This window comes from Rhodococcus sp. BUPNP1 (assembly GCF_002215235.1).
In the GTDB taxonomy this organism is placed as follows: Bacteria; Actinomycetota; Actinomycetes; order Mycobacteriales; family Mycobacteriaceae; genus Rhodococcus.
Window position 1 is genome coordinate 169,965 of record NZ_NERM01000001.1, and the last position, 20,966, is coordinate 190,930.

21 protein-coding genes are annotated in these 20,966 nt (G+C 68.9%); 8 read left to right on the plus strand and 13 right to left on the minus strand.

All coding sequences use genetic code 11. The annotated features are described in order from the left end of the window. Positions 1 to 234: 234 nt before the first annotated feature. The 3 genes from B9C99_RS00715 to B9C99_RS00725 are packed head-to-tail and all read right to left on the minus strand — an operon-like array spanning position 235 to position 5,149. Complete coding sequence (locus B9C99_RS00715) at positions 235 to 2,931, minus strand: molybdopterin-dependent oxidoreductase (protein ID WP_088896663.1); 2,697 nt, start codon at positions 2,929 to 2,931, stop codon at positions 235 to 237. After that, a complete protein-coding gene (locus B9C99_RS00720; protein WP_172414826.1) occupies positions 2,928 to 3,770 on the minus strand; it encodes a xanthine dehydrogenase family protein subunit M in 843 nt (280 codons plus the stop codon). Before B9C99_RS00720 ends, B9C99_RS00715 begins: the two co-directional genes overlap by 4 nt. Before the next feature lie 5 nt (positions 3,771 to 3,775). Next, positions 3,776 to 5,149 (minus strand): 8-oxoguanine deaminase, encoded by a 1,374-nt coding sequence (locus B9C99_RS00725; protein WP_088896665.1) that lies wholly within the window; start codon positions 5,147 to 5,149, stop codon positions 3,776 to 3,778. Between the two features lie 139 nt (positions 5,150 to 5,288). Between B9C99_RS00725 and B9C99_RS00730 the strand changes: the two genes are divergently transcribed. Beyond that, positions 5,289 to 6,752: a PucR family transcriptional regulator gene (locus B9C99_RS00730; RefSeq protein ID WP_253249922.1), complete on the plus strand. Its 1,464-nt coding sequence runs from the start codon at positions 5,289 to 5,291 to the stop codon at positions 6,750 to 6,752. Positions 6,753 to 6,780: 28 nt separating this feature from the next. On the opposite strand, the gene pucL is transcribed toward B9C99_RS00730, so the two are convergent. Genes pucL through uraD form a run of 3 tightly spaced genes read right to left on the minus strand, consistent with a single transcriptional unit; the run spans position 6,781 to position 8,533 of the window. After that, positions 6,781 to 7,701, minus strand: coding sequence for a factor-independent urate hydroxylase (gene pucL, locus B9C99_RS00735; protein ID WP_016693641.1), 921 nt, complete (start codon positions 7,699 to 7,701; stop codon positions 6,781 to 6,783). Positions 7,702 to 7,706: 5 nt separating this feature from the next. Next, positions 7,707 to 8,030 carry a hydroxyisourate hydrolase gene (gene uraH / locus B9C99_RS00740; RefSeq protein ID WP_016693640.1) on the minus strand — a complete coding sequence of 108 codons (324 nt, stop codon included), beginning with the start codon at positions 8,028 to 8,030 and terminating at the stop codon, positions 7,707 to 7,709. Beyond that, positions 8,027 to 8,533 (minus strand): 2-oxo-4-hydroxy-4-carboxy-5-ureidoimidazoline decarboxylase, encoded by a 507-nt coding sequence (uraD, locus tag B9C99_RS00745; protein WP_088896667.1) that lies wholly within the window; start codon positions 8,531 to 8,533, stop codon positions 8,027 to 8,029. The genes uraH and uraD overlap by 4 nt, the downstream gene beginning before the upstream one ends. A gap of 222 nt (positions 8,534 to 8,755) precedes the next feature. On the opposite strand from uraD, the gene B9C99_RS00750 reads away from it, so the two are divergent. Beyond that, the gene (locus tag B9C99_RS00750; protein WP_088896668.1) at positions 8,756 to 9,148 is read left to right on the plus strand and encodes a hypothetical protein; all 393 of its coding nucleotides are present in this window, start codon (positions 8,756 to 8,758) and stop codon (positions 9,146 to 9,148) included. 67 nt (positions 9,149 to 9,215) lie between these two features. Here B9C99_RS00750 and B9C99_RS00755 read toward each other — a convergent pair whose 3' ends face one another. Continuing rightward, positions 9,216 to 10,106, minus strand: coding sequence for a sigma-70 family RNA polymerase sigma factor (locus B9C99_RS00755; RefSeq protein ID WP_016693637.1), 891 nt, complete (start codon positions 10,104 to 10,106; stop codon positions 9,216 to 9,218). Positions 10,107 to 10,181: 75 nt separating this feature from the next. Between B9C99_RS00755 and B9C99_RS00760 the strand changes: the two genes are divergently transcribed. Further along, positions 10,182 to 10,643: a carboxymuconolactone decarboxylase family protein gene (locus B9C99_RS00760; RefSeq protein WP_172414827.1), complete on the plus strand. Its 462-nt coding sequence runs from the start codon at positions 10,182 to 10,184 to the stop codon at positions 10,641 to 10,643. 67 nt (positions 10,644 to 10,710) lie between these two features. Here the strand turns inward: B9C99_RS00760 and B9C99_RS00765 are convergent, their stop codons facing one another. Beyond that, positions 10,711 to 12,408: a fumarate hydratase gene (locus tag B9C99_RS00765; RefSeq protein WP_088896670.1), complete on the minus strand. Its 1,698-nt coding sequence runs from the start codon at positions 12,406 to 12,408 to the stop codon at positions 10,711 to 10,713. A gap of 280 nt (positions 12,409 to 12,688) precedes the next feature. On the opposite strand from B9C99_RS00765, the gene B9C99_RS00770 reads away from it, so the two are divergent. Both B9C99_RS00770 and B9C99_RS00775 read left to right on the plus strand, forming a co-directional pair. Further along, positions 12,689 to 13,438 (plus strand): CPBP family intramembrane glutamic endopeptidase, encoded by a 750-nt coding sequence (locus B9C99_RS00770; RefSeq protein ID WP_172414837.1) that lies wholly within the window; start codon positions 12,689 to 12,691, stop codon positions 13,436 to 13,438. After that, positions 13,438 to 13,962: a 2'-5' RNA ligase family protein gene (locus tag B9C99_RS00775; protein ID WP_016693633.1), complete on the plus strand. Its 525-nt coding sequence runs from the start codon at positions 13,438 to 13,440 to the stop codon at positions 13,960 to 13,962. The genes B9C99_RS00770 and B9C99_RS00775 overlap by 1 nt, the downstream gene beginning before the upstream one ends. A 7-nt stretch (positions 13,963 to 13,969) precedes the next feature. Here the strand turns inward: B9C99_RS00775 and B9C99_RS00780 are convergent, their stop codons facing one another. Then, the gene (locus B9C99_RS00780) at positions 13,970 to 14,185 is read right to left on the minus strand and encodes a hypothetical protein (protein ID WP_026061451.1); all 216 of its coding nucleotides are present in this window, start codon (positions 14,183 to 14,185) and stop codon (positions 13,970 to 13,972) included. 85 nt (positions 14,186 to 14,270) lie between these two features. Next, the gene (locus B9C99_RS00785) at positions 14,271 to 15,050 is read right to left on the minus strand and encodes a helix-turn-helix domain-containing protein (RefSeq protein WP_088896672.1); all 780 of its coding nucleotides are present in this window, start codon (positions 15,048 to 15,050) and stop codon (positions 14,271 to 14,273) included. A gap of 87 nt (positions 15,051 to 15,137) precedes the next feature. Here B9C99_RS00785 and B9C99_RS00790 point away from each other — a divergent pair, with 87 nt between their 5' ends. Next, positions 15,138 to 15,479 (plus strand): DUF1330 domain-containing protein, encoded by a 342-nt coding sequence (locus B9C99_RS00790; protein ID WP_006550595.1) that lies wholly within the window; start codon positions 15,138 to 15,140, stop codon positions 15,477 to 15,479. Position 15,480: 1 nt separating this feature from the next. Here B9C99_RS00790 and mug read toward each other — a convergent pair whose 3' ends face one another. Together mug and B9C99_RS00800 are read right to left on the minus strand one after the other, a co-directional pair. Beyond that, positions 15,481 to 16,047 (minus strand): G/U mismatch-specific DNA glycosylase, encoded by a 567-nt coding sequence (mug, locus tag B9C99_RS00795; protein ID WP_060651724.1) that lies wholly within the window; start codon positions 16,045 to 16,047, stop codon positions 15,481 to 15,483. Between the two features lie 25 nt (positions 16,048 to 16,072). Next, entirely contained in the window at positions 16,073 to 17,458 is a 1,386-nt protein-coding gene (locus B9C99_RS00800) for a carotenoid oxygenase family protein (protein WP_088896673.1), read from the minus strand. 185 nt (positions 17,459 to 17,643) lie between these two features. Between B9C99_RS00800 and B9C99_RS00805 the strand changes: the two genes are divergently transcribed. Both B9C99_RS00805 and B9C99_RS00810 read left to right on the plus strand, forming a co-directional pair. After that, on the plus strand, positions 17,644 to 18,582 hold the full coding sequence (locus B9C99_RS00805) for a winged helix-turn-helix domain-containing protein (protein WP_088896674.1): 939 nt from the start codon (positions 17,644 to 17,646) through the stop codon (positions 18,580 to 18,582). Between the two features lie 125 nt (positions 18,583 to 18,707). After that, entirely contained in the window at positions 18,708 to 19,466 is a 759-nt protein-coding gene (locus B9C99_RS00810) for a DUF1906 domain-containing protein (protein WP_172414828.1), read from the plus strand. Here the strand turns inward: B9C99_RS00810 and B9C99_RS00815 are convergent. Next, positions 19,463 to 20,905 (minus strand): MFS transporter, encoded by a 1,443-nt coding sequence (locus B9C99_RS00815; RefSeq protein WP_016693625.1) that lies wholly within the window; start codon positions 20,903 to 20,905, stop codon positions 19,463 to 19,465. The genes B9C99_RS00810 and B9C99_RS00815 overlap by 4 nt on opposite strands. Between the last annotated feature and the right edge of the window lie 61 nt (positions 20,906 to 20,966).

The following is a 20,966-nucleotide window of genomic DNA, read 5'->3' on the forward strand; positions in this document are numbered from 1 at the left end:
CTCCTCCGGAGGGGAGCTCCGGATCGTTCACCGGCCCTGGGCCGGACGGACATCATCGGTTCGATTCCCGATGTGGTTCAGTACTTTACACAGCGCGATGGGTCGAATCGACCCCGCTGCATCAACTTCGTGTTACGGCTGCGTTGCGTCTCCGGCCGTACAACGAACGAGACCGATGTTGTGTGCGAAATCCGGCCGGAAATCGCACACAACACCGGTCTCGACGGATCGGTCTCACTGCATGAGTCGCCAGATGCGGTCGCGGGACAGGGGCAGCTCGTGCGGCCGCACCCCGATGGCGTTGCGCACGGCGTTCGCCAACGCCGGGGCCACCGGGTTGAACGGGGCCTCGCTCATCGACTTCGCGCCCATGGGGCCGAGTTCGTCGTAGGTGTCGGCGAAGTAGACCTCGGTGCGTGGGACGTCCGCGAACTGCGGAATGTGGTAATTGCGCAACACATCCGTCGTCACACGACCCGCGTCGTCGGTGATGATCTCCTCGTACATCGACGCACCGAGCGCCTGCGCCGCGCCGCCTTCGATCTGCCCGCGGCACTGCTCGGGGTTGAGGACGGTGCCCGCATCGGCGGCCTGGATCGAGCGGAGGATCCGCACCTCACCGGTGCGGGTGTCCACGGCGACGCGGAAGGCCTGCACGTTGAACGACAGCGACCGTGGCAGCCCGCCGTGCCGGCCCTCGGCGCGCAACCGCCCACCCGCGACCTCGAGCAGTTCACCGGAGGTGACGAGACGATCGCCGCACTGCACGCCGCCGGCCTGCAGTTCGGCCTGCTCCGGGTCGGTGCCGGTCAGCTCCGCGGCGGCCTTGGTCATCCGCCGTCGCAGCTCGTGGGAAGCTGCCAGCAGCGCCTTCGACGCGACGACCGTGCCCGACGATCCGAACGCGCCGGTGTCGTGGGTGGTGACGTCGGTGTCGGACTGCTGGACGACGATCCGGTCGGGGGTGGTGCCGAGCGCGGTGGCCGCGATCTGGGTGTGGACGGTGGTGGTGCCGTTGCCGAACTCCGCGGTGCCCACCCGGGCGAGATACCGGCCGTCGGGCAGAAGTTCGATCGACGCCTCGGAGATGTGCCCGTTGGGCGGGTTGGTCGCGATCATCGCGAGCGCCATACCCTCGCCGACCCGCCAATGATCACCGGTCGGCGCGGGCCGGCCACCCGTGCGCGCCATCGCCCGTTCGGTGAGATCGAGACACTGGTCGAGTCCGTAGCTGCCGTACGTCAGGTCGGCGCCCTCGGGATGTGCCGCGACCAGCGGATCTCCCGGCACGATGATGTTGCGGCGCCGGAACTCGTACGGGTCGATGCCGAGCTTGCCGGCGAGTTCGTCCATGGCCGACTCCACCGCGAAGATCACCTGGCCGAGACCGTAACCGCGGAAGGCACCCGACGGCCGGTTGTTCGTGTACACGGATTCGGCGTCGACGCGCTTGTTCGGGCACCGGTACACCGCGATCGACTCCGTGCAGCCGTGGAACATCACCCCGGGGCTGTGGTTGCCGTAGGCGCCGGCGTCGGCCAGCACGTCGATCGCGAGGGCGGTGAGGACACCGTCGGTATCGGCGGCGAGGGTGACATCGACCCGCATGGGATGCCGGCACGGAGCGACGGTGAGCTGATCGGAGCGGGTGAACTCCCACTGCACCGGACGGCCCGTCCTCAGGACCGCCGCCGCGACGACATCTTCGACCAGCATCTCCTGCTTGGCGCCGAAACCCCCGCCCACCCGGGCGGTGTGCACGCGCACCCGGTCCCGTTCGAGTCCGAAGATGTGGCACAGCTCGTCGCGCACCAGGAACGGAACCTGGGTGGAACTGCGGATGACGAGCCGTCCCGTCTCGTCGAGATGTCCGATGGCTCCGTGTGTTTCGAGGTGGGTGTGCTGAACACGGTGGGTCTGCCAGCGTCCCCGCACCACCGCCGCAGCGGAGGCGACCGCCGCGTCGACGTCCCCGCTGCTGCCGTGGATCGCGGCGACGACGTTGCGTCCGGGATCGGCGATGCGTGCGTCGGGGGACTTGTCGGCGTGCAGCAGGGGAGCCCCCGGCTGCCGGGCCTCGTCGGGATCGAGGACGAAGGGCAGCTCCTCGTACTCCACGTGGATCGACGCGAGCGCCTGGTGCGCGATCGCCGGGCTCTCGGCGACCACCGCGGCGACCCGCTGTCCCCGGAAGCGCACGACCCGGTCGAACAGATAGGTGTCGTCGGGATCGTCGTTGCGGTTCTCATGACGGGCCGTCGAGTAGGCGGTGGCGGGGGCGTCGCGGTGGTACAGCACCGCGTGGACACCGGGGAGTGTCTCGGCGGCCGAGGCGTCGACGGAGACGATCCGCGCATGGGTGTGCGGGCTGCCGAGGACGGCGATGTGCAGCAGACCCTCGACGGTGGTGTCGAGGGTGTACGGCTCGGTGCCGGTGACGACGCGCGTCGCGGCGGGTGCGCGCTGCGAGCGGCCGCACGACGGGCCGTCGACCTGTTCGACGTTGGTGCGCGACCGCAGGGCGTCCTCGATCGACCGGTAGCCGGTGCACCGGCACAGGTTGCCCTTCAAGCGTTTCGGCAGGTCGTCGAGATCCTCGTCGGTGAAGGTGGATGCGGTGACGATCATGCCGGCGGTGCAGAAGCCGCACTGGAAACCGGCGGCGTCGGCGAACTGCTGCTGGACGGGATGCAGGTCGTCGGGGGTGCCGAGACCCGCGACCGTGGTGACCTCACGACCCTCGACCCGCACGGCCGGGACCACGCAGGAGTGGACAGGTTCGCCGTCGAGCAGGACCGAGCACGCGCCGCAGTCGCCGGCGTCGCAGCCCTTCTTGACCTCGAAGTGCTCGGTCTCGCGCAGCAGGGTGCGCAGGCACTGGCCGGGCCGGGGGTCGACGTCGCGTTCACGGCCGTTGACGGTGAGTTTCACGGCTGAACCTCCGTTTTCGGCAGTGCAGTGTTCGACAATTCGGCGCGGATCTCTTCGGCGAGAACCGCGGTGACGGCACGTCGCCAGTCGGCTGCGCCGTGCGCATCGGTGTAGTAGCTGGTCGTCGGGACGAGACGGGCCAGTGCGTCGGACAACGCCTGTGCCGACGGGACTTCCGTGAACCGCAGGAGACAGGGACGCACCGTCGACGCGGTGATCGACAGCGTGACAGTGCCGTCGTCGTCGCGGCGCCCGATCACGACCGCCCCCGATCGCCCCAGCGGCGACAGGGCGATCTTGCGGAAGGCCGTGCGGGAGTTCAGAGCGTGCAACGGGATCCGGATGCTCCGCAGGATCTCGCCGGGTGCGAGGGCGTTGGAGGCGACTCCGAGAACGAAGTCGGTTACCGGGATCCGCCGTTCGCCGCCGTCGGTCGTCCAGATCACCGCGTCCGCGTCGAGTGCTGTCGCCAGCGAGATCATGGCGCCGGCGGGGAAGGACAGGCAGATGTTGCCGCCGACCGTGGCGCGCTTCCAGATCTTCCACGACGCCAGCAGTGCCTCGGCGCACTGCCGGAACAGCGGTGCCGCAGGATGCTCCGCTTCGTCCGAGAGTGCGGCCAACTGTTCGACCGTGCAGGTCGCGGCGATCTCCAGAGCGTCGGGATGCCGGGTCACCGCGGGCCAGTCGAGACCGGACAGATCCACGAGCCGGTGCAGGTGCGGTTGCGGTTCGGAGAACAGCCACGTGCCACCGCCGAGCGGGGCGGCGCCGTCCTCGAAGGTCAGATCGGCGCGGTCGCGGGCGATGTCATAGGCGGTGATGTTGTGCAGATCCATCGCTTTCACCCCGCCTTGGCGACCAGCGCGGCGTGTTCCGCCGCGACCTGCCGTGCCACGACGTCCTCGTCGACGGTGCGGACCTCGTCGCGGACGACCACTTCACGACCGTTGATCAGGAGCAGTTCGAGAGGCGGTGTGCTGCCGAGGACGAGGGCCGCGACCGGGTCGGCGATGCCGGAGTGGGCGAGGCCGTCGATGCGCCACAGCGCCAGGTCGGCGAGCTTGCCGGGTTCGATCGATCCGATCTCGTTCTCGCGTCCGAGGACCCGGGCGCCGCCGATGGTGGCGAGTTCGAGGCTCTGGCGCACGGTCATGGCGCGGGGGCCGCTGCGGGCACGGGCGAACAGTGCGGCGTGGTGGGCCTCTTCGAGCATGCAGCACGACTCGTTGCTCGCGGCACCGTCGACACCGAGGCCGAGCGGTACGCCCGCGGCGTAGAGGTCGGCGGCGCGGGCGATGCCGGCACCGAGCCGGGCGTTCGAGGTGGGGCAGTGGGCCGCACCCGTACCCGACGCGGCGAGCACACCGATGTCGCGGTCGTCGAGGTGCACGGCGTGCGCGTACCAGACGTCGGGGCCGGTCCAGCCCAGCGACTCCATGTACTGCACGGGCTTGCATCCGAACTTCTCGAGGCAGAAGTCCTCCTCGTCGAGGGTCTCGGCGAGATGGGTGTGCAGCCGCACCCCGAGATCGCGGGCGAGCAGCGCCGACTGCTTCAGGAGCTCGCCGGTCACCGAAAAGGGCGAGCACGGCGCGAGCGCGACCCGCAGCATCGAATCGAACGACGGATCGTGCCAGCGGTCGACGGCCTCGCGGCTGCCCTCGAGGATCGCGTCGATGTCCTCGACGATGTGATCGGGCGGCAGACCCCCGGCGCTCGCACCGAGGTCCATCGACCCGCGGCAGGGATGGAAGCGGATACCGACCTCGGCCGCTGCGGCGATCTCCGCGCCGAAGACGTCCCCGCCCTCGCGGGGCACGACGTAGTGGTGGTCGGTGCTGGTCGTGCATCCGGTGCGCACCAGATGCGCGAGCGCGCCCTTGGCCGCGACGTGCACGGCGTCGGCGTCGATGCCGGCCCAGACGGGATAGAGGGTGGTGAGCCATTCGAACAGGGTGTGGTCGGCAGCGAGCCCACGCGTGATCCATTGGTACAGGTGGTGGTGGGTGTTGATCAGGCCGGGGGTGAGCACGCACCCGGTGCCGTCGACGATCTGCGCGTCGTCGTATCCGGTCGGTTCGCCCGACCCGACCGCGACGATCCGGTTGCCGGAGATGACGACATATCCGTCGCGGTGTTCGGCGCGGGCGGCGTCCATGCTCACCACGTGTGCACCGCGGATGACGAGCGGCCGGGTGGTGGGATGCGCGTGCATAGTCGACTCCTCGATCGTCGGAGTCTCCAGTCAACTGCGCCGGGCAGATGTACCTCTGCGGCAGCACGCACGAAACACCTCGGAAATCCGCGGCTCGTACTGTGCGATCGTCCAAGACCGTCACCAGGAGGTGAACATCGTGCTTCTTCGAGATGTGGTGGAGGCGCCGGGGCTCGGAATCGGTGTACTGCACGGCGATGCGGAGGCCCTGAGCCGTCCGGTGCTGCGCGCGTGCACTACCGACATGCCCGACCCCACGCGCTACGTCAGCGCAGGCTCGCTCGTGTTCACCGGCCTGGTGTGGCGGCGCTCCGCCGAGGACTCCGATCTGTTCGTCAAACGGCTCGTCGGAGCGGGGGTGACGGCGATGGCCGCGGGCGAGGCCCTGCACGGCCGGGTACCCGACGACGTGGTCGAGGCGTGCGCGCGGCACCGTATGCCGCTGCTGGTCGTGCCCGACGAGGTGCCGTTCAGCCGGGTCATCGAATACATGACCGGGCAGATGGCCGGGGCGAGGATGGATCGCCTGCAGACGGGTCTGGCGCGGCAGCGGCAATGGCTCGCCGCCGTCGCCGACGGCCGGAGCGTGGGGGAGCTGCTCGACGGACTCGCGCAGCAACTCGGGGTGGAATCGGCACTGATCACCTCCACGGGAGTGACGGTCGCGGGAGGCGCCGAGCTCGACGAGACCGAGCTCGACCGGATCACCGCAGCCGCGCTGATCGCCGACCGCTTTCCGCTGCGGCTCGTGGGCGATCTCACCGTCCTGCCGGTGGGACGCGGACTGACGGACCGGATCGACGCGTGGTTCCTGGTGATCCGGCACGATGAGAGCGGACCGGAGTGCGTCGAGGCGTTCTCCGAGCTCGCCGCGGTGGTCGCTCTCGATCGGATCCGGCGCGACGAACGGCGCCGGGTGGCATGGGAGATCACCGACCGGACCCCGACCGTGCGCGCTGCGGATTCGCGGGTCGCGGTGGTGGCCGAAGTCGAGGGCCGGATCTCGCCGGACGTCCTGCGCGGTCTCGTCGAGGACGTCCTGGACGGAGCGGTCACGTCGATCGACGCGGCGAACAGGGTGGTCGCCCCGGCGATCGGCAGCGACGTCGATGTGGCACGGCTGTTGAGCCGACGCCTCGGGCGTCTCGCGCCGGCGTTGCGCGGCGACCGGATGTTCGTCGGTGTCGGCGGACAGAGTTCCGACGACGACCCGGCCGGCGCGGTCCGTGCGGCGGCGTCGGCATGCGCTGCCGCACACAACGATCCGGGTCCGGTGTCGGTGCGACGCGCCGAACTCGATTCGGCGCTCGACCTGTTGTCGACCCTGCCCGACGAACTGCGGCGTGCCTACGCCGACCGGTTGCTCGGGGACGTCGTCGAGCACGACCGGCGCACCGATGCGGGTCTGCTCGCGACCCTCGAGGCATTCCTCGACTGCGACGGATCGTGGCGGCGCACGGCCGATCGACTGCACGTGCACCTGAACACGGTGCGCTACCGCATTGGACGGGTCGAAGCGCTCACCGGGCGTTCCCTCGCGCGCACCGGTGACCGCTTCGATCTGTATCTCGCGCTGCGTTCGCTGGAACCCGCTCTCGCGTGAGCGACATCCGTCGTGACTGCGTGAGCGATTACATGGCGCCGGTGTAGGGCTCCCAGGCGATGCCGGCATCGGGGGCGTCCTCGCGCAGCACGCTCGCCTGGATCAGTCCGTAGGGCCGGTCGTCGGCGTGGAAGACCTCACCGGCGTTCTCCACTCCGAAACGTGCCAGGTCGTAGAGGAAGTGGTGCTTGTTCGGTGCGGACAGGCGGATCTCGGCGATCGACGGGTACCGTTCGAGCACGGCGCGGCCCATCTCGTACAGGCTCTGCTGCAGGGCCTTCGAATGGAGGTTCGCGAACACCTCGAGCAGGGTGGCGCGCACGCCCGCGTACACGGTGTCCCACTCGACGTCGGTCGACGCGAACCGCCAGCGCGCCTGGAGGCTCGTCGCCATGATGCGATCCTCCGCCGGTTCGAGAACCGTGTAGGGGTCGGTGAGGAAGCCCTGGAACTCCGAGCCGGTGGACTTGAGGACGACGAGGTCCTTCAGGCCGCCGACCACCCATTCGCGTCGGTCGGTCCCGGTGCCCTCGACGGTGATCGCCGCGGTGCGGACCTCGGATCCCTTGCGTGTCCAGGTGTGGTCGTGCTCGGTGCCGTCGACGACGACCCGCTCCCAGGCGTACTCCTCGATCTCGATGCGCGCCGAGCGGACGGGTTCGACGTCGTCGACGAAGTGCCGTGCGAGCGCGAGGCCGTACTCCTCGACGAACTCGACGCCCTTCTCCTTGGCGTAGGAGTAGATGGTCTGCTTCTGGCTGTCGGTGGGCAGCACCGTGCCCTGATCTCCTTCGAGATGCGCGGCGTCGAAATCGCCGTGCAGGCAGGAGGAGACGTTCAGGTCGCGGATCTCGTGCCGGTCGGTGTCGCGCACGATGCGCACCACCCGGTTCTCGGCCTTGCCGTAGCGGTGCGGTCCGAGGACGATCTTGCCGGTCAGTTCGGTCATGGTGGTCAGCTCCCGCGGTAGGTGGAATACGAATAGGGCGACAGGAGGAGCGGCACGTGGAAGTGGCTGCTGCCCTCCGGGATACGGAAGGTGACGGTCACCTCCGGATAGAAGGACGCGACTCCGTGGCCCGAGAACCACTCGCCGGTGGCGAAGGTCAGGTGGTAGGTACCCTCAGGCAGTGCGTCGGTGAAACCGGTGAGGCGCCCGTCGTCGTCGGTGACACCGGCGCCCAACGAGGTTCCGTGCATGTCGGTGAGGGTGACGCGCAATCCCACTGCGGGCGTACCGGCTGTCGCGTCGAGGACGTGGGTACTCAGGGTGTTCATGTGCGGCTCCCTGCGGTCTCGGTGACGATCCGCTCGAGGCGGAGTCGGGTGATCTCGGCGAGCGCGGCTCGCATCTCGGCCTTCTCGGTCTCCGGGTCGTTGCCGAGGCGCCGCTCGAGGATCTCCAGCAGTTCCGGCGCCGTGCGGCCTGCGGCGCGAACGAGGTAGACGTGCCCGAACCGTTCCTCGTATTCGCGGTTGCCGGCGGCGAGCCGGTCGAGGATGTCGGCGTCGGCCGTGGTGACGGCGGACTGCTCGCGGCGGGACGCGGCATGTTCGCTGCGTTCGCCGATGCGCGGGTGGCCGGAGAGGGCGTCGGCGAGGTCGTCACCGTCGAGGTTCTCGGCCGCGGCAGCGGCGGTGGTGAGCAGGACGGTGCGCGAACGGAACGGGCGCGCCGCGACGACGGAGTGCGCCCATGTCCGGCTCGAGCAGCAATCGAGCAACAGTGCGACGGCGTCGTCCTCGGGCATCGCATCGAACCGGACCGTTGTGAGCTGCACGGACCCTCCTTTCGTCGGTGCATTCGATACTGTCCGGTGGACGTGCGGCGGGGGAGGTGCAAGCGCTACAGAGTTCGGTCCGCCGCGGGTGCGCCGGTTGGATGATCGGCCAACGAGGTGGTTGCGTCTGGAACGTTTTTCTGGAATAGTTCCAGTTATTGGATTTATTCCAGAAAAAGTGGGCGACCCGGATGGGGTCGCAGGGGTTGAAGGAGTGATCACATGTTCACCGCCGACCGTCCTCGAGCAGTGACGCTTCCGCCGGTCGTGCTCGGCGGACTGCGGCCTCTCTACCGGCAGATGGTCCGCAACAACGTTCCGGCCGCGTCGTTCGAGCACACCGCCGGACGGGCCGTCTTCGAGATCTGCCTGATCGCGGGGGAGCACGGTCCGCAGCTGCAGGTCCGCGCCCGCGACTTCGGAATCGACTTCACGCTCGCGATGACCACGCATTTCCGTATCGCGCCCGTGATGAGCGACGACCAGTACCACGCACTGTGCTCGGTGCTGGCACCCGGCGCCGAACCGGCCCCGGGCATCGTCCTCGACTTCCTGCAGCAGGTGGTCGTGCAGTCGCCCGCGGTGCTCGCGCGGACGCACACCTGCGCTGCCTGACGAGCACACGACGGGTCGAGCCCGGTGGGATCACTCCCGCCGGGCTCGAACCGTATCGGAGCAGGCGTCAGAGCAGAGCCGTGTCGAGCGTGGTGATCGCCTCGGGATCCGCGATCACCTCGAGCGCCACGATGCGACCGTCCTCGACGGTGAAGCGGAACACCGACCGCACGAGCCCGCCCGGCGCCCACGCCGCCCCGGGTACACCGTCGATCGTCGCGGGCACCGCACCGCGTGCGCGGCCGTGGAAGGCGTGTGCCACCGCCTCGGCGCCGCGCAGTTCCGGTTCGAGTGCGGGGCCACCGTGCAGCCGACCCGTCTCGGCATTCGCTGCCGCCACGGTGTCGGCGCGGAGCACCACGTCGGGATCGAGCACCGCGAGCAGATCCTCGAAACGACCCTCGCGGGCCGCGACGAGGAAGGCGTCGACCACCCGACGCGGATCCCGGGCACCCGGCGACGCCGTACGTGCACCGCGCACCCGCCGCCGGGCACGGCTGGCGAGCTGACGCGTCGCGGCAGGGGATCGGCCCACGACGGGCGCGATCTCGTCGAACGGCATGCCGAACATGTCGTGCAGCACGAAGGCGAGACGTTCGGCGGGTCCGAGCGCGTCGAGGACCACCATCATCGCGATACCGATCGAATCTGCAAGCACGGCTTCGTCTTCCGGCACCTCGGAGCTGTCGTTCCGTCGAGGTGGTTCGACGGGTTCGCCGACGACGACCTCGTGACGCGCCGAACGTGCCCGCAGCATGTCGAGGCACACGCGGCTCATCACGGTGGTGAGCCAGCCGCCGAGGTTGTCCACGGAATCGGTGTCGGCGCGGGCTACCTTCAACCACGTCTCCTGCACCGCATCGTCCGCCTCCGCCGCCGATCCCAGCATCCGGAAACCGACCGCGCGCAAGCGCTCGCGGTGTGCGTCGAACTCCCTGGCCAGAAATTCCTCGTCCATCGTCGTCACATTCTTCCGTCGGGATCCGTCAAGGAAGTGACGGATCCCGAAGAACCGATGTGACAGGAGCAGACGATGGAAGCACGAATGAACAATCCCGTGATGGTGCTGCCCGGCACCCTCGATGCGTTGCAGGCCGCGGGCCGGACCTACGAGAACACCGGGCTTCCGGCCCTCACGGTCCACCTGGTGCACCTGCGGGCCAGCCAGATCAACGGGTGCAGCTTCTGCGTGGAGATGCACACGCGTGAAGCACTGGACGACGGGGAGAGCGTCGAGCGGCTCACGGCGGTCGCGGCCTGGCGCGAATCGCGACGGTTCACCGAGGCCGAGCGCGCCGCCCTCGCGCTCACCGAGGCTGTCACGCGGATCGCCGACCGACCCGAGTCCGTCTCCGACGAGGTATGGGACGCCGCGGCCGACATCTACGACGAGAAGCAACTGGCCGCGCTGGTCATGCAGATCGCGACGATCAACATGTGGAACCGGGTCAACGCCACGATCCGGCAACCGGCCGGAGCCGCACCCCGGAGCTGACACCACGAACGGCCCGGCAGGAATCCTGCCGGGCCGTTCGTGGTAGCGCGTCTACAGCGAGCCGGGTCTACAGACCGGGGCGCTTGCCGACCGTGAGCGTGACCTCGCCGGTGTGCGCGAAGAAGTCGTTGCCCTTGTCGTCGACGACGATGAAGGCGGGGAAGTCCTCGACCTCGATCTTCCAGACCGCTTCCATGCCGAGCTCTTCGTACTCGACGACCTCGACGTTCTTGATGCAGTCGAGCGCCAGGCGCGCGGCCGGGCCGCCGATGGAGCCGAGGTAGAAGCCGCCGTACTTGTGGCATGCGTCGGTGACCTGCTTGGAGCGGTTGCCCTTCGCGAGCATCACCATCGAGCCGCCGGCGGCCTGGAACTGGTCGACGTAGGAGTCCATGCGACCGGCAGTGGTGGGCCCGAACGAACCCGACGCGAGACCTTCGGGGGTCTTTGCCGGACCGGCGTAGTAGACCGGGTGATCCTTCAGGTACTGCGGCATCTCCTCGCCGCGGTCGAGGCGCTCCTTGATCTTCGCGTGCGCGATGTCGCGCGCGACGACCAGCGGACCGGTGAGCGACAGGCGCGTCTTGACCGGGTGCTTGGACAGCTCGGCGAGGATCTCCGGCATCGGCCGGGTGAGGTCGATCCTGACCGCTGCGCCCTTGCCCGTGCCCGAGACGCCCGACGTCTCGGAGTCGAGCTGGCTGTCGGTGACCTCGGGCAGGAACTGGCCGGGGTTGAATTCGAGCTGCTCGAGGAAGACACCCTCGGGCGTGATCTTGGCCTTGGCCTGGCGGTCGGCCGAGCAGGAGACGGCGATCGCGACGGGCAGCGACGCGCCGTGGCGCGGCAGGCGGACGACGCGGACGTCGTGGCAGAAGTACTTGCCGCCGAACTGCGCGCCGATGCCGATCTTCTGGGTGAGCTCGAAGACCTTCTTCTCGAGTTCGAGATCGCGGAAGCCGCGGCCGGTGATGGCACCCTCGGTGGGCAGCTCGTCGAGGTAGTGCGCCGAGGCGTATTTGGCCGTCTTGAGCGCGAACTCGGCGGAGGTGCCGCCGACGACGATCGCGAGGTGGTAGGGCGGGCACGCCGCGGTGCCGAGCGAGCGGATCTTGGCCTCGAGGAACTGCATCATCGAGTCCGGGTTCAGGATGGCCTTCGTCTCCTGGTACAGGTACGACTTGTTGGCCGATCCGCCGCCCTTGGCCATGAACAGGAACTTGTAGGCGTTCTCGTGGCCCTTCGCGGTGTCCGCGTACAGCTCGATCTGCGCCGGCAGGTTGTTGCCCGTGTTCTTCTCGTCCCACATGGTCAGCGGGGCGTTCTGCGAGTACCGCAGGTTCAGCTTCGTGTACGCGTCGTACACACCGCGCGCGATGGACTCCTCGTCGTCGCCCGGGGTGAGCACCTGCTGGCCGCGCTTGCCCATGACGATGGCGGTGCCGGTGTCCTGGCACATGGGCAGCACGCCGCCGGCGGCGATGTTCGCGTTCTTCAGGAGGTCGAGCGCAACGAACTTGTCGTTGTTCGACGCCTCGGGGTCCTCGAGGATGCTCGCCAGCTGCGTCAGGTGATCCGTGCGCAGGTAATGGGAGATGTCGTGCAGCGCGGTCTCGGTGAGCAGGCGCAGGGCCTCGGGCTCCACCTTCAGGAAGGTGCGGCCGTCGGGTCCTTCGACGGTGGACACCCCCTCGGTGGTCAGCAACCGATACTCGGTGGGGTCTTCCCCGATCGGCAGCAGGTCCTCGTAGAGGAAGTCGGCCATTGTTTCTCCTGGAAGAGGGCTGATGATCGCCGTACACGTTAGCGGCGCCGACGCAAGGCCTTGACAACGGGGCATGTGACGGACTCGACCTGCAGAGTGAATGTGACCGGCGTCTCGCGACTTTCGGTGGCGTGTTTATGTCGCCGACGACCGGAAATCCCGGAAAGAAGTCGAGGCCGGAGTGTTCGCCGTCACGGCGGCCGGCAGGCCCCGACCGTACACTTGACCGGATGTTCGAGAGTTTCCGGAGGGATCGCACGTGACCGTAGAAATCGAACGGTTGCCCTCGCCCGAGACCGGACGCGTGCCGTCGCTGGCCTGGCTTCCCCGTTTCCACGCCTGGATCGATCTCGCCGTCGTGATCGCGGTGCTCATCACCACCAACCTGATCGCCCACTTCACCACGGCGTGGGCGTCGATCGCGACCGTGCCGATCGCAGCATGCGTGCTGGTCGCGATGATGCGCCGACGCGGCATGCGCTGGTCGGAACTCGGACTTTCACCCCGGCACTGGAAGAGGGGGACGCTCTACTCGGTAGCGGCCGTCGGCCTCGTCCTGGCGGTGGTCGCGATCGGCATCGCGTTGCCGTTCACCAGGCAGTTCTTCCTCTCCGAGCGCTACGCCACGATCTCCGGCGCCCTCCTCGCCTCGATGATCATCATCCCGCTCCAGACCGTCATCCCCGAGGAACTGGCCTTCCGCGGGGTGCTCCACGGAACCCTCGAGCGGGTGTGGGGCGCACGCGGGGTCTTCGCCGCGGGATCTCTGCTGTTCGGCCTGTGGCACGTCGCCTCGTCGTTCGGTCTCACGGCGGGTAACGCCGGCCTCAGCGCCTTCCTCGGAGCCGGGTTGCTCGCGCAGATCGCCGGCATCGTCGGTGCGGTGATCGCGACCGCCGCCGCGGGCTTCGTGTTCACGTGGCTGCGTCGCCGCAGCGGCAGCATCCTCGCGCCCATCGCCCTGCACTGGTCGCTCAACGGCGCCGGTGCCCTCGCCGCCGCGCTCGTCTGGCACGCCACACTCAACTGATGGCGCTGGCGGTCTGTCTCCTGTTCGACACCGAGACCGACCGCGCGATCCGGCGCCTGTGGGGCCGGCTCGAGGAGAGCGGCATCCCCACCCTGCTCACCCACACGCACCGCAAGCACGTGCCGCACCTGTCGTACGCGGTGCTGCGGACCTACGACCGGGCCGCCGTCGTCTCGGCCCTCGAGGACATACCCGACGGGGGACCGGTCCCGGTCTACATCGACACTCTCGGATTGTTCCGGCGCGGCCGGGCGTCACTCGTGCCCGCGCCCTCGGCCGAACTCGTGCAGCGGCAGGATCGCGTCGTGCGGGTCGTGGAGACGACGGGGGCGGACCTGCACCGCTACTACGTCCCGGGGCGCTGGACACCGCACTGTTCGCTGAGTCCCCGAACGCGGCGCGAGGAACTCGACCGTCTGGGTGCGGTCGTCTACGACGTGCTGCCGATCGAAGCGACACTCGATCGCGCGGTGCTGATCGACACCGCCACCGGCGAGCACACGCCGCTACGGATGATCCCGTGAGGGAAACTCACTCCTCGGGGTTCTCCACCCACGGTCCGTACGGGGGTGGGCCCTCGCTCTGGATCTGCAGACCGAAGTGCGGACAGTGCTTCCACACGTAGCCGTGCAGGACGTGTTCTTCCGACGTCGCGGTGTTCATCAGTACGAGGTCGCCGCTGGGGCGGTGTTCGAGGGCGAAGCCGGACTCCCGCTGATCGAGAACCCACCATTTCGCAGTGCTCATGTCGGTGTCCTCCGCATGATCCGCTCGGCAGAAGCGCACCTCCCACGTTAGCGCGGAAACCGTTCGTGATCGGCCGATTCGGCGATCACGCTCCGCTCAGCGCCCGGGCCGTCGCCTCGTCGGCGGGATAGAACGCCTCGATCGCCAGTTCCGACACCGTCACGTCGAGCGGGGTCCCGAAGAGGGTGGTCGTGCTGAAGAACGACAACTCGCCGGCCTCGGTCCGCAACCGCATCGGCACGACCAGCGAATGCGGTTCGACCTCGTCGACCGGATCGTCGCAGGGATAACCGGCGAGTTCGTCGTACAGGCGCAGCAGGACGGGGTCGGCGGTCGCACCGATCTGGTGCTGCAGCCGGGCGAGCAGATGACCGCGCCACTGCCCGAGATCGACGATGCGCGGCGCCAGTCCCCGCGGGTGCAGAGTCAGTCGCAGCACGTTGATCGGCGGTTCCAGCAGTTCCGGAGCGCATCCCTCGACGAACACCCCGACGGCGTCGTTGGAATCGACCATCGTCCAGTGCCGGTCGACGACGAGTGCGGGAAAGGGGTGGTGCGACGACAGGATTCGCGTGATCGCGTCGGAGATCGCCGCCATCGGCAGGTCGCCGAGGTGATGCTCGGGGTAGACGGGCGCGTGTCCCGCCGCGACCAGGATGGTGTTGCGTTCGCGCAGCGGGATGTCCAGCCGGTCGCTCAACTTCAGCACGGTCGCGCGTGACGGGCGGGACCGGCCGGTCTCGACGAAGCTGAGATGCCGCGACGAGATGCCGGCGGTATGGGCCAGGGCGAGCTGGCTCAGGCCGCGGCGCTCGCGCCATGCCCGCAGCAGGGCGCCGGCGTGGGGAGTGTCGACCGTGGTCATGCACCCGACAGTAGAGCCGGCGGGGAACGGTCACCATTACTTCCGGGGTAATCGATTCCGTGCACGACGAGGCGCAGGGTGGTCCCCATGAACGCATACGCAGTGGCTCATCTCCGCAACGTCGACCTCAACGACGACATCGTCCGGTACATCGAGACCATCGACGACACCCTCGCCCCGTACGACGGACGCTTCCTCGTCCACGGCGTCGACCCCGAAGGAATGGAAGGACCCTTCGAGGGGAACCTCGTGATCATCGAATTCCCCGACGTCGACCGTGCCCGGTCCTGGTACGAATCCCCGGAGTACCAGGCGATCCTCCCGCTCCGCACCGAGAACTCCGAGGGATGGGCGGTCGTCGTGCAGGGCACACCGCCCGGCTACCGCGCCACCCACTTCCTCGACAAGGTGTTCGGCGCTCAGCGGTAGTTCAGGACAGGATGCCGGCCGCCCGGGCCGGTTCGGCGTAGGCCCGCGCCAGCGACTCCACCGTCTCGTGGGCGTTCAACCCGCTCGGATTGGGCACCACCCACAACGGGACGTCGCCGATCGTGTCGTCCTGCCGCCCGGCCTTCGCCTTGCGCCGGCCGAAGGCCGCGCGGTAGGCGGTGATGCCCGCGACCGCCACGGCACGAGGGCGGAACTCCGCCACCACGTTCGCCAGATGACGTCCGCCCTCACGCAGTTCTTCGTCGGTGAGTTCGTCGGCTCGGGCAGTCGCGCGCGGCGCCAGGTTCGTGATGCCGACACCCCGCTCGAGCAGGTGATCGCGGTCGGCGTCGCTCATACCGGACGACGCGTCGATCAGCCGGTCGACGATGCCGGCGCGGAACAGGGCGGGGTAGAAGCGATTTCCGGGCCGCGCGAAGTGGGCTCCCGTCGCCGCGGTCCACAATCCCGGATTGATGCCGACGAACAACAGGCGGCAGCCGGGCGCGACGAGATCGGGGATCACCGCATCGCGGAAGGACTCGAGTTCGGCTCGTGTGAAACCCATCCACCCAAACTAGCCGGAGCGACGCTCAGTCCGGCGGGAGCCAGGCTCCGTGCAGGCCGGCCGGGACACGGATCGGCAGACGGACCCGCGCGATCGGGCCCGACGCCGGGTCGGTCTCGGGGAAGACGAGGAACCAACTCGTCATGTCCGCCCGGTCGGTCGCGATCGCGCCCCAGTAGCCGCCCGAATCACCCGAGAGATAGGCCGGTTCGCCAGGGGAGAGGGTCTCGTGTGCCCAGACCGATTCGGTTCCGGACGCCACATCGAACCAGAAGAGCGAATCGGCCGCTCCCGCAGGGAGTTTCTGCGACCTGCTGCGTCCGATGGTCGCGACGACGGAGTGGCCGAGGGTCATCGACCGGTCGTCGATGCGGGGGAACTCGATGTCTCGTTCGTGCAGGGTCGTGCGGGTCACCCCGTTGCGGCCGATCACGGCGCGTCGCAGGACGGACCGGTTCGGACCTGCCTTCTCGGTCAACGCGCCCGGATACGCCCATTCCACGTAGTCGAGTGCGACGTCGCCGTCGGGCAGGTCGAACGCGTTGGCGGTGTGCCACATCCAGAATGTGTCGGTCGAGAACCACCGCACCGCCCCACCGTCGCGGGGGAGGAGCGCGACCCGCGTTCCGAGATCCGGCTTCCAGTCGAGCGGCGACCCGCCGGAGAAGATCTGCGAGAGGTCGAACACGAGCGGGGCCAGGACCAGAACGACGTAGGTCGGTGTCAACGCCATGTCGTGGATCATCAACGGCCGGTCGACGCCGTCGATCGGGGTCGGCGCGCGCGTCACCGTCCCGTCCGGTGCGACCACCGACCAGGTCAGATACGGCGGGTCGAGCATGTAGCAGAAGGCGACCATCTCGCCGGTGTGCGGATCGATCTTCGGGTGCGCCGTCAGCCCGACCGGCAGGGTTCCGTCGAAGGTCTCGCGTCCGAGCGTCTCGAGGTCGGAACCCAGGGTGTACGGCGGCGCTGCCTCGGCCATCGCCATGAGCCGCCCGCCGTGCCGGACGATGTTGATGTCCGGCAGTTCGCGCATGGTGTTCGCCAGGTCGGGCCCGACCTCCTCCTCTGGAGGGAAGTACGGATCGGTGATGCCGGCCCACAGTGCGCGACCGGCCTTCTCCTCCGCGACGACCTGCGGGGTGCGCACGAACCGGTTCGTGTAGCGCGCGGTGCCCTCGGCGATCTGCACGCGGTGGACCATGCCGTCACCGTCGATCGGATAGACGTAGTGGCCGATCGGGTCGAAGCGCGGATTGGGCCCGTTGCGGAGATAGCTTCCGTGCAGATCGGCGGGGAGTTCCCCGTCGACCTCGAGATCGCGGACGTCCACTTCCTCGCGTTGAGGCGCGAACAGGCCGCTGAGGTGCGGATGGTGTGCCAGGTCGACAGGCGCCGGACGTTGCATGGCGACTCGCTTCGGTGGAGGCGAAATTCTTCCGTGGGGAGATCGTAGGACCGGGGAGGGCGATCGGTTCGTGATTCGGCGCGCCCGATCCCGCACCCGCGGACAGGGGCCGTCCATCGGATAGGGTTGTTGCCTACGTGCAGGACCGATAGTGCGGCCGCACGGCCGCGACGTTAGGGGAAGGTGTGCAGCGCCGGAACGCGATCGGAAACTCCGTCCGGAACACCGGAGGTGGCGAGGCCACGTTGCCGCCGTACACGGATCTTCTCTGGCCGACCGTGCAGGCGGTGATCGAGCTCGGCGGATCCGGCGTCATCGAGGAGATCGACTCCGCTGTGATCGCCCGGACCGGACTGTCCGAGGAAGCGCAGGCGGTACTCCACGGCGACGGCCCCGGAACGGAGATCGAATACCGGCTGGCCTGGGCCCGGACGTACCTCAAGGGCATGGGTCTGCTGTCGAACACCCGCCGCGGCGTGTGGAGCGTGACCGACCGCGGCCGCGCCGTGCGCGAGTCGGAGATCAAGCCCATGCAGGTCGCGTACACGGCCGAGAAACGCCGCAAGCGCATGGTGCGGAACGTCTCGCAGGGCGCCCAGGTCGTGCCGCTCGCGGCCGCCCCCGAGGATCCCGAACTGTGGCGCGAACCGGTCCTCGGTGCCGTCGCCGACCTGTCGGAGGACGGATTCGAACGGCTCGCCACTGCGGTGCTGCGCGCGGCCGGATTCACCACCCTGACGATTCCGGCGCCGGGCGGATCCCATGAGCCCGAGGGCGCCGGCCACGTCGAGGGCACCGGTGTCCTGCGCGTGTCGCTGCTGAGCTTCTCCGTCTTCTTCCGTTTCCTGCGGGCACCGGAGAAGGCGGGTGCCGACGTGGTCCGCGAGTTCCGCGCCGCGATGGTCGGGCGGGGCGAGAAGGGCCTGCTCGTCACCACCGGATCGTTCACCGAGGACGCGCGCGCCGAAGCCCACCGGCACGGCGCGCCGCCGATCGATCTCGTCGACGGCGACGGGTTGTGCGATCTGCTCAAGGAGCACGGTCTCGGTGTCCGTTCCACGGTGCGGACGATCGAGGACGTCTCCTTGGTGCCGGCCTTCTTCGCCGAACTGTCCGGCCGCTGACCTCGTAGCGCCGTCGCGATATCGGCTGCCGCGACCTGTCGAATTCCCCGTGTGGCCGGTGGGACGCCTGTGATTGTGATGCAATACGGCGGACGTACAGACGGCAATACGAAGGACAGGTTGCGATGACCCTTTCGCGGCGGGACATGTTGCGGTACGCGACGCTCGGATCGGGCGTCGCGTTGATCTCTGCGCTCGGAGCACCGGGCCTGGCCCAGGGACGGCCGGTGCTCGGCACCATCGTCGACTACTCGGCCGCCGTGCCGTCGCCCTCGTCGATCCGCGCCGCCGGCCATATCGGCGCCATCCGGTACGTGTCCGATGCGCGACCAGACGCCGCGTGGATGCGCGCCAAGCCGCTCACCGGACGGGAAGCGGACGCGCTGCTCGACAGCGGACTCGAAGTGGTCTCCTGCTACCAGTACGGCAAGGCCGCGACCGCCGACTGGCACGGTGGTTACGAGGCGGGTCTGAAGCACGCCCGGCGCGGCCTCGACCTCCACTACGCGGCCGGTGGCCCGGAGAACCGGCCGATCTACGCCTCGATCGACGACAACCCGACCTTCGAGCAGTTCACGCTCCAGGTCGTGCCGTACCTGCTGGGCTGGCAGGAAGTGGTCGGCGCCGGAAATCTCGGTGTGTACGCCAACTCGCCGACCATCGACTGGGCGTCGGCGGTCTCCCTCGGGTCCTTCTACTGGCAGCACGACTGGGGCACGCCGAAGGGCTACGTGCATCCGCGGGCGAACCTGCACCAGATTCCGGGCGAGGTCCGGATCGACGGCATCAGCGTCGACATCAACCACGTGCTCACGCCCGACTACGGCCAGTGGTCGCTCGCAGGCAGCGCACCGAGCTCCGAGCCCGGACTGCTGGGTAGTTAGCGGTCGGGGTCGGTCTCGTCGACGGGTCGCACGGAGCGGCCCGGCGGCGGGATGAGGACCGTGAAGACGAGCGCCACCACTGCCGCGCCGACCGCCACCAGGAAGCTGGCGCGGAACCCTTCGAGGGCAGGCACCACGGAGTCGCCGATGCGCTGGGTCATCGCCGCCAGCATCACGCCGACCACCGCTGCGGCGCTCGTCGTACCGATCGACCGCATCAGGGTGTTGAGGCTGTTGGCCGCGGCGGACTCGCGCAGCGGCACGGCACCCATGATGAGCGCGGGCATCGCGGCGTAGGCGAGGCCCACACCGGCGCCGATGAGCATCGAGGCGCCGACGATGTGCCAGACCTCCTGGTACAGCACGTACGCCATCAGGTAACCGAGGCCCACCAGTACCGCGCCGCAGCCGAGGGTCACGCGGGCACCGAACCGCGTCGTGATGCGCGCCGAGACGGGGGACAACGCCATCATGACGAGCCCGGCGGGGGCGAGTGCGATCCCGGCGGTGACCATCGTCTGCCCGAAGCCGTAACCGGTTTCCGTCGGTGCCATCAGCAGCTGCGGGAACGCCAGGATGTTCGAGTACATCGAGAAGCCGAGTGCGACCGACGCGAGATTCGTCATGAGGATCGGCCGGCGGGCGGACAGCCGAAGGTCCACGAGCGGTCGCGGTACCCGCAGTTCGTACAGGCCCCAGCCGACGAACACCGCGAGCGCCCCGGCGAGCATCCCGAGGGTCGCCGGGGCGGTCCAGCCCCAGTCGTTGCCCTTGGTGACCGGCAGGAGCAACAACACGAGGGCGACCGAGAGCAGCAGTGCCCCGGCAATGTCGAAGCGTCCCGGATTGCGTTGCGACGACTCGGGCACGACGAACAGGATCGCGGTGATCCCCACGAGCCCGAGGACCAGGGACGCGACGAAGAGCATGTGCCAGTCGGTCGCCTGGGCGACGAAGGCCGCGGCGGGCAGGCCGATCGCGCCGCCCACACCCATCGTGGCGCTGATGGTGGCCATGGCGCCCGGGAGTCGGCGGGAGGGCAACTCGTCGCGCAGGATCGCGATACCGAGCGGGATCGCGCCCATCGCGGCGCCCTGGAGAGCCCGACCGACCACGAGCGGGACGAGGCTCGTCGCGAGCGCGCAGACCGCCGAACCGAGCACCATCAGCGAGAGCGAGGTCAGCAGCATCCGGCGTTTGCCGAACATGTCGCCGAGACGACCGCTGATCGGGGTGACCACCGCGCCGGCGAGCAGAGTCGCCGTCACGGCCCAGGACGTGTTCTCGGGTGACGCACCGACGAGCACCGGCAGCCGGGGAAGGATCGGGACGATCAGGGTCTGCATGAGCGCGACGCTGATACCGACGGTCGCGAGGACCGGCACGATGCCGCGCGGGGCAGGGACCTCCCTGGTGGAGAGCGGTGTCTCTACGGCCATGCGGCTCCTCGGTCCGGGGGCCGGGGGTGACGCGGCCTACGACGACAATTTGTGCGCAATA